The sequence below is a fragment of the Pseudomonas sp. TNT2022 ID1044 genome (assembly GCF_028656895.1).
Lineage (GTDB): Bacteria > Pseudomonadota > Gammaproteobacteria > Pseudomonadales > Pseudomonadaceae > Aquipseudomonas > Aquipseudomonas reinekei.
In genome coordinates, this window is the sequence record NZ_JAMDHB010000001.1 from 202,811 (window position 1) to 215,386 (window position 12,576).

13 protein-coding genes are annotated in these 12,576 nt (G+C 56.9%); 4 read left to right on the forward strand and 9 right to left on the reverse strand.

All coding sequences use genetic code 11. The features are described 5' to 3' along the window. Positions 1-29 precede the first annotated feature (29 nt). Positions 30-866, forward strand: coding sequence for an undecaprenyl-diphosphate phosphatase (locus M5G20_RS00890; RefSeq protein WP_273917486.1), 837 nt, complete (start codon positions 30-32; stop codon positions 864-866). Positions 867-911: 45 nt separating this feature from the next. Here the strand turns inward: M5G20_RS00890 and dusA are convergent, their stop codons facing one another. Beyond that, complete coding sequence (dusA, locus tag M5G20_RS00895) at positions 912-1,907, reverse strand: tRNA dihydrouridine(20/20a) synthase DusA (RefSeq protein ID WP_273917487.1); 996 nt, start codon at positions 1,905-1,907, stop codon at positions 912-914. A 443-nt stretch (positions 1,908-2,350) separates the two neighbouring features. On the opposite strand from dusA, the gene M5G20_RS00900 reads away from it, so the two are divergent. Continuing rightward, complete coding sequence (locus M5G20_RS00900; protein WP_273917488.1) at positions 2,351-2,701, forward strand: DUF6124 family protein; 351 nt, start codon at positions 2,351-2,353, stop codon at positions 2,699-2,701. Between the two features lie 138 nt (positions 2,702-2,839). Here M5G20_RS00900 and M5G20_RS00905 read toward each other — a convergent pair whose 3' ends face one another. Further along, positions 2,840-3,274 carry a helix-turn-helix transcriptional regulator gene (locus tag M5G20_RS00905; protein ID WP_273917489.1) on the reverse strand — a complete coding sequence of 145 codons (435 nt, stop codon included), beginning with the start codon at positions 3,272-3,274 and terminating at the stop codon, positions 2,840-2,842. Continuing rightward, entirely contained in the window at positions 3,271-4,587 is a 1,317-nt protein-coding gene (locus M5G20_RS00910; protein WP_273917490.1) for a type II toxin-antitoxin system HipA family toxin, read from the reverse strand. Before M5G20_RS00910 ends, M5G20_RS00905 begins: the two co-directional genes overlap by 4 nt. 400 nt (positions 4,588-4,987) lie before the next feature. On the opposite strand from M5G20_RS00910, the gene M5G20_RS00915 reads away from it, so the two are divergent. Continuing rightward, a complete protein-coding gene (locus M5G20_RS00915) occupies positions 4,988-5,206 on the forward strand; it encodes a hypothetical protein (protein WP_273917491.1) in 219 nt (72 codons plus the stop codon). A gap of 51 nt (positions 5,207-5,257) precedes the next feature. Here M5G20_RS00915 and M5G20_RS00920 read toward each other — a convergent pair whose 3' ends face one another. The 6 genes from M5G20_RS00920 to M5G20_RS00945 form a co-directional block, all read right to left on the reverse strand. Further along, positions 5,258-5,686: a DUF2628 domain-containing protein gene (locus M5G20_RS00920; RefSeq protein WP_273917492.1), complete on the reverse strand. Its 429-nt coding sequence runs from the start codon at positions 5,684-5,686 to the stop codon at positions 5,258-5,260. A 148-nt stretch (positions 5,687-5,834) separates the two neighbouring features. Beyond that, a complete protein-coding gene (copD, locus tag M5G20_RS00925; protein ID WP_273917493.1) occupies positions 5,835-6,752 on the reverse strand; it encodes a copper homeostasis membrane protein CopD in 918 nt (305 codons plus the stop codon). 3 nt (positions 6,753-6,755) lie between these two features. Continuing rightward, positions 6,756-7,139 (reverse strand): copper homeostasis periplasmic binding protein CopC, encoded by a 384-nt coding sequence (copC, locus tag M5G20_RS00930; protein ID WP_273917494.1) that lies wholly within the window; start codon positions 7,137-7,139, stop codon positions 6,756-6,758. A 52-nt stretch (positions 7,140-7,191) separates the two neighbouring features. Then, entirely contained in the window at positions 7,192-8,079 is an 888-nt protein-coding gene (locus M5G20_RS00935) for a copper resistance protein B (protein ID WP_273917495.1), read from the reverse strand. 10 nt (positions 8,080-8,089) lie between these two features. Further along, complete coding sequence (locus M5G20_RS00940; protein WP_273917496.1) at positions 8,090-9,787, reverse strand: copper resistance system multicopper oxidase; 1,698 nt, start codon at positions 9,785-9,787, stop codon at positions 8,090-8,092. A 106-nt stretch (positions 9,788-9,893) separates the two neighbouring features. Continuing rightward, positions 9,894-10,598 (reverse strand): murein L,D-transpeptidase catalytic domain family protein, encoded by a 705-nt coding sequence (locus M5G20_RS00945; protein WP_150733337.1) that lies wholly within the window; start codon positions 10,596-10,598, stop codon positions 9,894-9,896. 82 nt (positions 10,599-10,680) lie between these two features. Between M5G20_RS00945 and M5G20_RS00950 the strand changes: the two genes are divergently transcribed. Beyond that, complete coding sequence (locus tag M5G20_RS00950) at positions 10,681-12,429, forward strand: L,D-transpeptidase family protein (RefSeq protein ID WP_273917497.1); 1,749 nt, start codon at positions 10,681-10,683, stop codon at positions 12,427-12,429. Positions 12,430-12,576: the final 147 nt, after the last annotated feature.

Genomic DNA, 12,576 nt, shown 5'->3' on the forward strand with positions numbered 1-12,576 from the left:
GCTCATACGGGCACTCTGACGGAGGATTAATGGATTTCTTGACCCTTATAAAGGTGTTGATTCTAGGTGCGGTAGAAGGCCTTACTGAGTTTTTGCCCATCTCCAGTACGGGGCATCAGATTATTGTTGCAGACTTATTAGAGTTTGGCGGTGAACGCGCCATGGCGTTCAATATTATTATTCAGTTGGGTGCCATTCTTGCTGTCGTATGGGAGTTTCGTCCGAAGATCTTCGACATCGTCAAAGGCTTGCCGACCCAGCGCAATGCTCAACGTTTCACCCTCAACCTGCTGATCGGTTTTCTGCCAGCCGTTGTGCTGGGGGTGTTATTCGCCGACAAGATTCACGAATTCCTGTTCAACCCGATTACCGTGGCTGTCGCGTTGGTCATAGGTGGCATTGTCATGTTGTGGGCAGAGCAGCGGGATCATGTGGTGCACATCGAGCATGTTGACGATATGCGTTGGTCAGATGCGCTGAAGGTGGGGTTCGCACAATGCCTGGCAATGGTGCCGGGTACTTCCCGTTCCGGGTCGACCATCATCGGTGGTTTGCTGTTTGGCCTGTCGCGCAAGGCCGCCACCGAGTACTCGTTCTTTCTGGCGATGCCCACCATGGTCGGCGCCGCGGTGTACTCGGGCTACAAGTACCGCGACCTGTTCCAGAACAGCGACCTGCCGGTTTTCGCCCTGGGCTTCGTCACTGCATTCTTTTTCGCGATGATCGCTGTGCGCGGCCTGCTCAAGTTCATTGCGAACCACAGTTACGCCGCTTTCGCGTGGTACCGGATTGCCTTCGGATTACTGATCCTGGCGACCTGGCTATTTGGCTGGGTGAATTGGACGGCGGCTGCAGTGGCGGGCTGACAGCAGCGCCAGGCGGTTCAAACCGCCTGGCTTGATTGACGGGGTTTAACGCCCTTCAAGCAATTCAGCGGCTTGATCCAGCAGTGCCAAGGGCTCCTTGGCCTTGTGAATATCCACCGACAACAACTGGCGAAACTTGCGCGCGCCGGGAAACCCGGTGCCCAGGCCCAATACGTGGCGGGTGATGTGGTGCATCGAGCCGCCCGCATCGATGTGCGCAGCGATGTAAGGCCGCAACTGTGCCAGCGCTTCGGCACGGGTGATCACTGGCGCCGTGCTGCCGAACAACTGCTGATCCACTTCAGCCATCACATAAGGGTTGTGATACGCCTCGCGGCCCAGCATCACACCGTCAAACGTCTGCAAATGTTCATGGCAGGCCTCCAGCGTCTTGATCCCGCCGTTGAGAATAATCTCCAGCTCCGGAAAATCCGCCTTCAGCCGCGCCGCGACGTCATAACGCAACGGCGGAATGTCACGGTTCTCCTTCGGCGACAACCCTTCCAGAATCGCAATCCGCGCATGCACGGTAAAACTGGTGCACCCGGCATCCCGCACCGTACCGACGAAGTCGCACAGCTCTTCGTAACTGTCGCGACCATTGATGCCGATACGATGTTTGACCGTCACCGGAATCGACACCGCATCGCGCATCGCCTTCACACAATCGGCCACCAACTGCGGATGTCCCATCAGGCACGCGCCGATCATATTGTTCTGCACCCGATCACTCGGGCAGCCGACATTCAGATTCACCTCGTCGTAACCATGCTCCTGCGCCATCCGCGCACACGCCGCCAAATCCAGCGGAACACTACCACCCAACTGCAACGCGAGCGGATGCTCGGCTTCGTCATGCCGCAGAAAACGCTCGTGATCACCGTTGAGCAGGGCGCCGGTGGTGACCATTTCGGTATAGAGCAGGGCGTTTTTCGACAACAGGCGCAGGAAAAAACGGCAATGGCGGTCAGTCCAATCCATCATCGGCGCAACCGAAAACCGGCGGGACAGCGGGGCGGGTGTAGCGTTGTTTACGGGCATGAGGAATCTGGAATCGGTGGGGCTGGGAGGTGGGGGAGTTTATCAGGATTGGGGTTGTGGGGCGCGGACGTGTCTGAGAGCGGCTGACAAGCTGCAGATCTGCCGTTTATAGCATCACGAAAATGTAGGAGATTTCTCTCAAGTCGCGTCCGCTTTACCCATATTGCTCGTCGCTTGTAAGCCCCGCTAACCTTACGCCGTCGCTGCAAAATCAGCGACAAGGGTGTGGAAGCCCTTCACGAGATCTAGGCGCACAAGGCGCCACCTGAATTTAAGCAGGCGTTTTTTTCATGTCTGCTGTTAAATTATGGCGGCTGTGCGCGGGGCACTCTTGAGTGCGCCGGGTTCCTAGATCCCCGGTCTTCCACACCTGCGCACAGCTGCAACCCATCATGTGGAAGTGATGCTGGCAGTTCCTTTAATTAATTCTAGGAACGCAAACCATGAAAAAGATCACGCCTGATCCTCCTGAGTCCTCAACCGCTTGCGAAGCTGTCAATTTTGGTCAGCTCTCCGAAGCCAGTCATCGCGTTGTCAGAAAACGCCTACGCAATCCGAGCCACGCCGACCCTATCTGTCACGTTCTTACGATAGTTCCCAACGTCGACACTGAAACCTTGCTTTGTCATGCCTGCGAAACTCTCGCGTCGCTAAACGCCTTGACCACCGATCTGACTTGCAAACTTGAAGGTTCACCGCGCAGTCTTGCTCTGTCGATCCAGCAGTTGGCAGTAGTTGGAGAATTGTTGGTGAATCGCGCACTGGATAATCTCGATCCACCAGGCAGTGTGTGAGGCTGATCCAGCATCCGAGTGAGCAGGTCAGCCGATTACTGTATTGGTGATACGGGGGCAGATTCATTTTTGGCTTGAGAAATAAATCTTTGTCCCCTTTGTCTACTTAACTTTTCAGTTTCGAAACAGAGCATCCTCTCATTTGGTTGGATCCTTATCGCCATCCTTGATCTTGGTCTGCGCAGTAGCTTTGCGAGTAGTAACTCTACTTAGCTGACCCGCATACGTCCGTTTAGGACTAGAGCCGCGAGCAGGAGATTGAGATACAAGTTTGTGCTGCCCTAACGGCGGTGTGTAAGTGGTTGTGGTTCTCATCGTCAATCCTAGGCGCAGCCCAAACTTCCTTAGGATGGCTTCGACGGTAGAGATAGTCGGATTTCCCTTGTCATTCTCGATCATATACAAGGCCTTGGTCGACATGTGACACATAGTAGCAAAGGTGTCCTGGTCGAAACCGGTCACCTCAAGTCGTAGTCGGCGAATAGAGGTTCCCAAGGTTTCATTTCCCATATCATGCTGCTGCATGATGTCTTCAATCAGCTTCTTGCGAAGCTCTGGTGTGATCGTATTCATCGAAGACCCCAATCAGCCAAGTGCATATCCAATTTGTTCAGAGGGACAGAGTGGGCTTTCCTCACTTCTGCTGGAAGGTCTACCAGCAGATCCGGCAAAGCTCGGAACGCCTCTGCTGCTCCGAGCAAACGCTCAAAGAGCGCATCAGTGCTAACTAAACTCGAAAATAAACCGCAGATCGTTCTCCAGTCCGGACTTCCCTTGTGCTCAGACTCCCACTTGGTTACTCGAGTGATACCTTCGGGGTCAAGCACCATAGGAGCGAGATCGTAGATCGGTGCCAGTTCAAATCTGCCCCGATATCTGAAAATAGCCATATTACGGCCATGGTTGTCCGAGTTACCGACGATACGATTAAGCAGATCGCGCCGCAGATATTCGAAAACTAACTCTTCAAGCTCTCCCTTCTGCCCATTCGTAATCCATAGACTGATCAGGCTGTGGATTACGTCCTCATGATTCATCTTCGAACCAGGCGTCGTATTTCCACACACCGAATAAATCGACTCGACCGGTATTCTTTCTACTTCACCGTTGTTAACTCGCCGATCAAAGCGTGGCATCCATAAGCTCGGCTTATCGGCTTCTTCAAGTACAAGCCCGTCCGTAGATATCGTGTTCAAACCAAGCTGCGAGACAGCTTTGTAGTAATGGTACTCGGCCCGCAGGATATTCTTATCGCGTTCGGTCGCTTGGTTGCGAGCAAATTTCACTAGCCAATGGCGGCAAGCAAGCTCGTCAGGAAGCATGGCATCAGCGTACAGGGCTCCGTCCATTCCCTCAGCCATGATCAGCTTTGGAGCCTCTCCTTGGGCACCTGTAGCGCCGCCTAGAGCAGCGCCTGATTCATAGGCGTACTCAAGGAAGTCATTTGTTCTGTCTACCACCTCTTTGCGTGGGAAGGCCTCCTTGCGTGCCTGATCAATATGCTCAAAAGACTCCTTCACACGCAGGTGCCCAATAGGCGAGGGCGTGCAGCGGCCTAGAAGGAAAAAATCCAAGTCTATCTGATCGGGTTTTTCGCCAGAGAAACGTTTCATTAGTGACTTGCGCGCGGCGCCAGCCGGCATGATGTCGTATACAAACGGGGGGAACCCCTTGCTATCAACAGAGCTCCAGTTCAGTGGAAGATTAACGCTGATGGCTGGTTCGAACCTTGTCTCTAACCTATCGATGAATTCGACCAAGTAGTTCGGATCGTAAGACACACTGCAGCGCGACGCCTCAATCTTCTGAGGGTCCGACGTATATAGCACCATGGCATCGCGCCATTGGCCTTCAACGTATGTCTGGATAGTGATGTGCCCTGGCATGATGCGCGCAACCGAATCGGAATTATGATGCCGATTATTGTGGGCTAATCGCTCATTTTCAGCAATATAATTCCGGTTACCTTGGGTGGTTCGTGTAAAACCGGCATTATAATACCGATTGTCTCTAGCCCGTGGAGGTGGCCGTAACTGACACAGAGCGGCTTATCTACATCGCTATAGACGAGCCGTCCCAGACCTTTTTTTCGCAAAGCCGAATGAATCCAGATGGAGTTTATAAGGATTGGGCTTTTGGGCGCGGACGTGCCTCAAAGCGATGTTTTCAACACTTCCTGAACCGACGCTGTCGCCGAGTCAGGTTTCATCCTGCCTGATCTAACTCCGGCATAGGATCAATCCCGACACTCTTTAAACTGCATTCAGCCCCACGGGAACCCGCAAAATGATCGCAAACCTCATCAAAGTCTCGTTGATCGCGGGGGCTGTGCTGTTGAGCGCCTGTTCCGGTGTGAGTACCGATTACCGGTATGCGGATGACTCGCCGTCGGCTAACGGTTTCGGCCCGGGACCGACCCGTAACTCCAGTCAGCTGAGTTTCCACGGCAGTGCGTTGGGCAATAGCTTCGGTGAGTACAGTTCGGGGTTGTTGCAGGACGATTGATCGGTGCGCGACGGTGGAATGAGTTCCACCGTCGTGCGCTGCGGATGAGGCTCAGACGATCCTCAAACCTTCGAAAGGATTCCAGCCTTGTGAGCCTTTGACCTGTTTCAGGTAGTAGGCGTAGTTGGCGCTCAATCCGTACATCAGTGCAAAGACGACGTTCAGGCCGGTGTTTACGGCTTTGGGTCCTTCGTCGTAACCCAGCAGACTGAATACCAGTGTCAGGACGAAGGAGATGGCGATGATGATCGCGATGATCGCCAGGTTCTTTTTCCACAGTCCAAGCACGAACAGATAGATCGGCCCGAAGAAAAACGCGATGAAGTTCAGGTTGATCAGAATCCGCTTGCGCGCTGGCAACTGCTTGAAAGCCGATTTGAATTCAGGGCTTTTTGGCGCGCCGTGTTGATCAAAGAAAGCGAAACGTTCTTGCCATTTCGGGCTGACGTTGTAGGTTTGCAATTCATCCGTGCTGCTCATTGTCTGTCCTTTTTTGAGGGTTTTGCTCGGTCGAGGCATCGACCGAGTTGTCGTTCGGTGCGCTTATCAACGCGTCTTGCATGCGGCCGGCATGCTGTCGGCGCGACCGCAGTTTCGGACATGTATCAAGATTTAACAAGCCATGACGTCACAACTCGTCCACTTGCGGGCTCAACGTTCCCAGCCACGCCACCAAACCCACAATCAACACGCCTGCGACGAGCTCCACCCTCACGCTGCGGCGAAGCGTGTTCGCCGCTACGCGATACTGCCCCTCTCGTAATGATTGCTGGAGCAACGGTCCCCAATGGAGGCGGTTCAGCGCGGCCAATACCAGCATGCCGGCGAACAATGCGACTTTGATCAACAGCAAAACGTCGTAGGTGCCTGGCAGCACTGCGTCGATGTTTGGTCCGGCGATGTATAGGTAGTTCACAACGCCGGTGACGGTGATGACAACCACAATCAGCGCACCCACGGACTCAAACCGGGTGACGGCACGGGCCAGGAGGCGGATGTGCTTTTCCGATTGCAGGCTGTTGCGTGACATCCAGAAAAACGCGACCAATGCGCCCAGCCAGGCACCCGCGGCCAGCAAGTGCAGGATGTCTGCGGTGAAATGCCAGACACCTTCATCCATGGCACCATGTCCGTTCCAGGCCAGGGAGGCGAGGGCGATAGCGCCAGCGATAGTCGCTAACCACAAGCCAGGGGCGGATGCGCGCGTGTTGCATGACATCGCCAAAGCGACGACTGACAACATCGTGACCCGAATCATCCAGGCCATCCCGGCGTCCATTTCAAACACCATCATTTCCATGTGCGGGCGCAGTTCGCCAAGGTCGGATTCCCCGCTCATGGCGCTGACCATCAGCAGCATGCCAATGACGGATAGCGCCCCCCCGACAATGGCCGCGCCCACCAGTAGCGACCGAAATGGCAGCACGCCCCCCGAAATCCGTTCCTGCCCCTTAAGGCTGTACAACCCGAACAGCGCAATGCCAAACAGCAGCATCAAATCCACGTACAACAAAAAGCGCAGAACGATGTTGGCCGAGTCGCTCATCAATCACTTCACTTTGAATGAAACATTGCCGGTGATCGGGTGGGTGTCCGAGGACACGGCGCGCCACTCGACCTTATAGGTGCCAGCGGGTAGCGGTGCCAGCGGTTTGATGAGCATGGTTTTCGGGTCGCTGCCACCGCTGACTCTGGCTTTCATCGGCATGGGCGAATGCGCCATGCCGGACATTTCGGTCATGACCAGTTTTGCTCCGGAAAACTGCGTGACCAGGTTTTCGGAAAAGTGCAGTTCGATGGTCTCGGGCGCCGCACCCATGGCACCGTCGGCAGGGCTGGAGGACAGCAACTTCGGATGGGCTTGAACTAAGGTGCCCAGTAGCAGCCCGGCTGAAAGCAAGGCAGTGACAGCGGTGTTTTTGATGATGTGCATGCATGGCCTCTTGCCGCTCGATGCGGCTCGTTATCATTGTGGGTATATGGGTTCAGAACCACAGGCGCACGCCGAGAACCAGCCGCGCCTCGCTGCGATCCTCGCCTTCGGTCGTGGCGTAATCGGCGGTTTTGCCGTAGGTGCGGTTCCAGGTCACGCCAATGTAGGGCGCAAATTCGCGGCGAATTTCATAACGCAGGCGCAGGCCCGCTTCGCTATTGGAGAGGCCGGAGCCAATCCCTCGTTGCGGGTCGTTCTCGCCGTAGAAGTTAATCTCCGCGGTCGGTTGCAGGATGAGACGGTTGGTCAGCAGGATGTCGTAGTCGCCCTCCAGTCGCACGGCGCTCTGACCGCCTTCACCGATGAATGCCGTCGCCTCGGCTTCGAAGTTGTACAACGCCATGCCTTGCACGCCCAGCGCGGCCCAGGTTTGCGGGGCACCGGGTTTGAAGTCCTGGCGGATGCCGGTGACCACGTCCCACCATGGACTGATCGCATGGCCCCAAAGCGCCTGGATTTCAGCATCTTCGGTCTTGCCGTTGGTGCGTTCGCCTTCGGAACGCAGCCAAAGACGATCGATGTCGCCACCGACCCAGCCGGACAGATCCCAAGCCAGGGTGCTGCCGTCGTCGGCGTCTTGCCATTCGAGTTTGTCGGCAAGGAAGAGCGAGTTGAGCGCGGTGTCATGTACGGCATGACCGCTATGGCTGCGGAAGACGGCAGCACGGTCGGCATCGGTCAGTGCCGGGATGGGCGTACGACTTTCGGTCGGGGCAGCAGGCTGCATCTGGCCTTCGTCCATGGTTTGCAGCTCGCCATGATCCATTGAGGTCATCTGGCTGTGATCCATGCCCTGCATGTCGCTTGAGGCGGCTTTTACCGTGGAGAACGGCAGGCCAGCGGTGATGATGGCCATGGCAATGGGGGTGAGTCTGATCATGGTTGGCGCCTCATTCTTCCACGCGAACTTCACGGAACATGCCCATTTCCATGTGAAACAGGAGATGGCAGTGATAGGCCCAGCGCCCGAGCGCATCGGCGGTTACCCGGTAGCTGCGGCGGGTGCCCGGTGGCATGTCAATGGTGTGTTTGCGCACCATGAAGGCGCCGTTCTGGTCTTCGAGGTCACTCCACATTCCGTGCAGGTGGATGGGGTGCGTCATCATGGTGTCGTTGACCAGCACCACACGAATGCGCTCGCCATACTTGAGGCGCAGGGGCTCGGCATCGGAGAACTTCACGCCGTTGAACGACCAGGAGAACTTCTCCATATGCCCGGTCAGATGCAACTCGATCGTGCGCCCGGGATCGCGGCCGTCCGGGTCGTCGAAGGTACTGCGCAGGTCGGAGTAGGTCAGAACCCGGCGTCCATTGTTGCGCAGGCCCAGGCCAGGGTCGTCGAGTTTGGGCGAGGTGGACATGGCTTGCATGTCCACCAGCGGGTTGTTGTTTTCCGAGTCGGGATGAGACTGCATCCCGGGCATGGCCATGTTGCTGTGGTCCATGCCAGCCATGTCGCCGTGATCCATCCCGCCCATGCCCATGTCCTCCATGCTGACCAACGGGCGCGGGTCCAGCGGTGGCACGGGCGCGGACAGTCCAGGCTTCATCGCAAGGCTGCCGCGGGCGTAGCCGGTACGGTCCATCGATTGAGCGAACACGGTGTAGGCGGTGTCAATCGGCTCGACAATCACGTCGAAGGTCTCCGCCACGGCAATGCGAAATTCGTCGACGCTCACGGGTTTGACGTGCAGGCCATCGGCTGCGACAACGGTCATTTTCAGGCCTGGAATGCGCACGTCGAAGTAGCTCATGGCCGAGCCGTTGATGAAGCGCAGCCGCAGTTTTTCGCCGGGACGGAACACACCGGTCCAATTGGCGTCCGGCGCCTGTCCGTTCATCAAGTAGGTGTAGGTGGCGCCGCTGACGTCGGCCAGATCGGTGGGATTCATCTTCATTTCAGCCCACATCTTGCGATCGGCAACGGTCGCGCCCCAACCGTTGGCGCTGACGTCGTCGATGAAATCGCCCACGGTGCGCTTGTGGTAGTTGTAGTAATCGGATTGCTTTTTCAGCGTCTTCATCAGGCTGGCCGGGTCTTCGTCGGTCCAGTCGGTCAGCATCACCACGTAATCGCGGTCGTACTGGAAAGGCTCCGGTTCCCTGGCGTCAATCACCAGCGGGCCGTAGACGCCGGATTGTTCCTGCAGCCCCGAATGGCTGTGATACCAGTAGGTGCCGTTTTGTCGGACTTTGAATTGGTAGACATACAGCCCGCCGGGGTCTATGCCCTTGAAACTCAGCCCTGGCACGCCGTCCATGTTGGCCGGCAACAAAATGCCATGCCAGTGAATGGAGGTGCTGTCCTTGAGTGCGTTCTTCACCCGCACGGTGACCGTATCGCCTTCGCGCCAGCGCAGGAGAGGGCCGGGAAGGCTTCCATTGATAGTCATCGCGGTGCGCGGATTGCCGGTGAAGTTGACAGGGGTTTCACCGATGAACAGCTCGAAATCGCTGCCGGCCAGCACTTGCGGTTCGCCGGGGCTGGTGATCGCCCAGACGGACGGGCGCCATAATCCGAAACCGCTCAGCAGTCCGCCTGCGGCCAGACCTTTGACGAAGGTGCGTCGTGAAGTGTTGGAGTGCATGCCGATTATCCCGTCCGTCAGCCTGGTGAACTTGTCGACGAGACTAACGAACGGTGCCTTTCAACAGGCTGAGGCGAAGATTACAGTTTTGTCAGGTGGATGATGTTTACTGGCGCTTGGTAGGTTTGTCGGACGAAGCCACGGTGCCGCCGCTGCAGTTAATGTAGGACGACGACTTCAGCCAGCGCTGGTCCGGGTAGTAGGAGAACAGCAGTTGCCCGTCTTTCATCGAATCGATCAGCCGATGGGCAATTGCCGGCCGGACGGCCGGGCAACCGAGGCTTCTGCCGATCCGGCCGTTGGCCTTTGCCAGCACGGGACTGACGTACGGCGCGCCATGAATGACGATTGCGCGGTCGAAGGCGTTATCGTTGAAGCCCGGTTCCAGGCCTTCCATGCGCAATGAATAGCCGTTCTGGCCGCGATAGCTTTGCTGGGTCCGGAACAGGCCCAGGCTGGTGGCGAAGCTTTCGTTCTGATTGGAGAACTGGGTGGCCATGTTTTCGCCGCTGTTGCGGCCATGGGCGACGAGCTCCTGGAACAGCAATTTGCGCTTTTTCAGATCGAACACCCACAGGCGCTGTTCGGTCGAAGGCAGGGAGTAATCGATCACTGCTAGTCTCTGTGCCGGGGCTGCGCCTTGGACGCGGGTGCATTGGGTGGCACGGACTGCCAGGGCAATAACCTTGGCATTGGCATTTGGAGCAGCTTTGGCCAGCGCGACTTCAAGCGAATCGGCGTAGGCTGTTGAAAGGGAAGCCGACGTCAACAGCAGAGCTGTGTACAGAAAGCCAAAGCGATGTAGCGCCATAAAAATGTCTCATCAGGAATATTTCGAGTCTAGCAGCGAGTTGGACGCTAGCCCTTTGATTGCGGGAGATTAAGGATTATCCATGGGTCAATTAACAAGGTTATTCGTCATAAGCCGTGTATTTTTTATGGTCTTTCTGATCAGCGGCACTGCGTTGGCGGAAACTTCGCCGATCATGCTGGTAACCCCGCCAAACAGTCAGGTGGCCGCTGCACCGGATGATGTCGTCGGTCAAGCAATCCAGGCGGTGCTGGAACCCCTGCAATCTTCGTTCCCGCCGTTGCTCACTTCGCGCAAGCATCAACGGGTGGATGTCGGCCGGGTGGTGATGGATTTCTATTCCCATCGTAATTTTCGTGCCGCCTGGACGGACGGGCGGGACGTTGCGCAGTTGCTCAAAAGCCTGAACGAAACAGAAATCGATGGCCTGGTGCCGACGGATTTCCGGGTGGAGGAATTGGCCCAGGCGCAGCTGGCGCTGCATGCTATTGCACCGACTCCGGCGCAGGCGGCGGCTTTTGATCTGGCGGCTACTCGCACTTTCATCACCGCGCTGCTGCAATTGCGGCGTGGCAAAGTCGATCCGGCACGCCTGGATTTTCACTGGAATTTCGATCCGGTCGGGGTTGATCCCCGTCAGGACGTCAACAGCTTCTTTGCTGCCCTGGACGATCACGACGTGGCCCGCGCATTTGCTCAGGCGCCACCGCAGGAGGCGGTTTATCGCAGCATGCGTGTGGCCTTGGCGCAGTTGCGCCAGGTCAGGGATGCCGGCGGCTGGCCAACCGTGACGCAAGGGCAATCGCTCAAGCCCGGCATGGACGGCGTGGCAGTGGCGCAATTGCGTGCCCGTCTGGCGGCCGGCGGCTACCTGGAAGCGCAAACGGGCAAGCGCACGGATTACGACGAGAAAGTCATCGCGGCGGTGAAGAAGTATCAGGCTGAGCAGTATTTGAGCGCGGATGGCGTAGCGGGGGCGGCGACCCTGACGGCGTTGAACGTGCCGGTGGAGGCGCGGATCGATCAGGTCCGGGTGAACATGGAGCGGGCGCGGTGGTTGCTGTACAAACTTCAGGGGACGTTCGTCATCGTTGATATCGCCGGATACAAGGTTGCGCTGTATCGCGATGGCCAACCGATCTGGCGCTCCCGGGTGCAGGTCGGCAAGCCGTTTCGCAGCACGCCGGTGTTCCAGTCCGAAATCACCTATATCACGTTCAACCCGACGTGGACGGTGCCACCAACGATTCTGGTCAAGGACATGCTGCCCAAGATTCAACAGAATCCGGGCTATCTGGCCGCCAACCGGATCCGGGCCCTTGACCGGGAAGGCAATGTGCTCGATCCGGCGGGTATCGACTGGTACAACGCTCGCGGTATCACGTTGCGCCAGGATGCCGGTCCGGAAAACTCCCTGGGCCAGGTGGTCATTCGCTTCCCCAACGATTACGCCATTTATCTGCACGACACGCCGCACCGTGAGTTGTTCGCCAAGTCCATGCGCGCCACCAGTTCCGGCTGTATTCGGGTGGAGAATCCGTTGCAGTTGGTCGAACTGTTGTTCAACGATCCGGTGCACTGGAACAGTGAAGGCATAAAAAAGCAATTGGCCAACGGCAAGACCGAAAACATCAAGCTGCCGGTCAAGGTGCCGGTGTTGTTGGCTTACTGGACGGTCGATATGAGCAACGATGGACGGGTGACGTTCAAGCCCGACGTCTACGGCTATGATTCCCCGGTGTTACGCCGGTTGAACATGCCGACGGAGTTGCCCGCACTGGACTTGCAGCAGGCGGCAACGTCTATGGTTGTGTCGGGGCAAAGCAACTGATCGCCCGGGAACGCAGCGGTGGTTAATCCGTTTAATAACGGCCAAACGCTCTAGGCCGGCCCTTGTGCTCCGTCGCAAATTTGCGAACTGGCAGCGCAAGGCGGTTGGCTCATGTGTTTAAAACTATCACAATGCAAGTAGGTCATA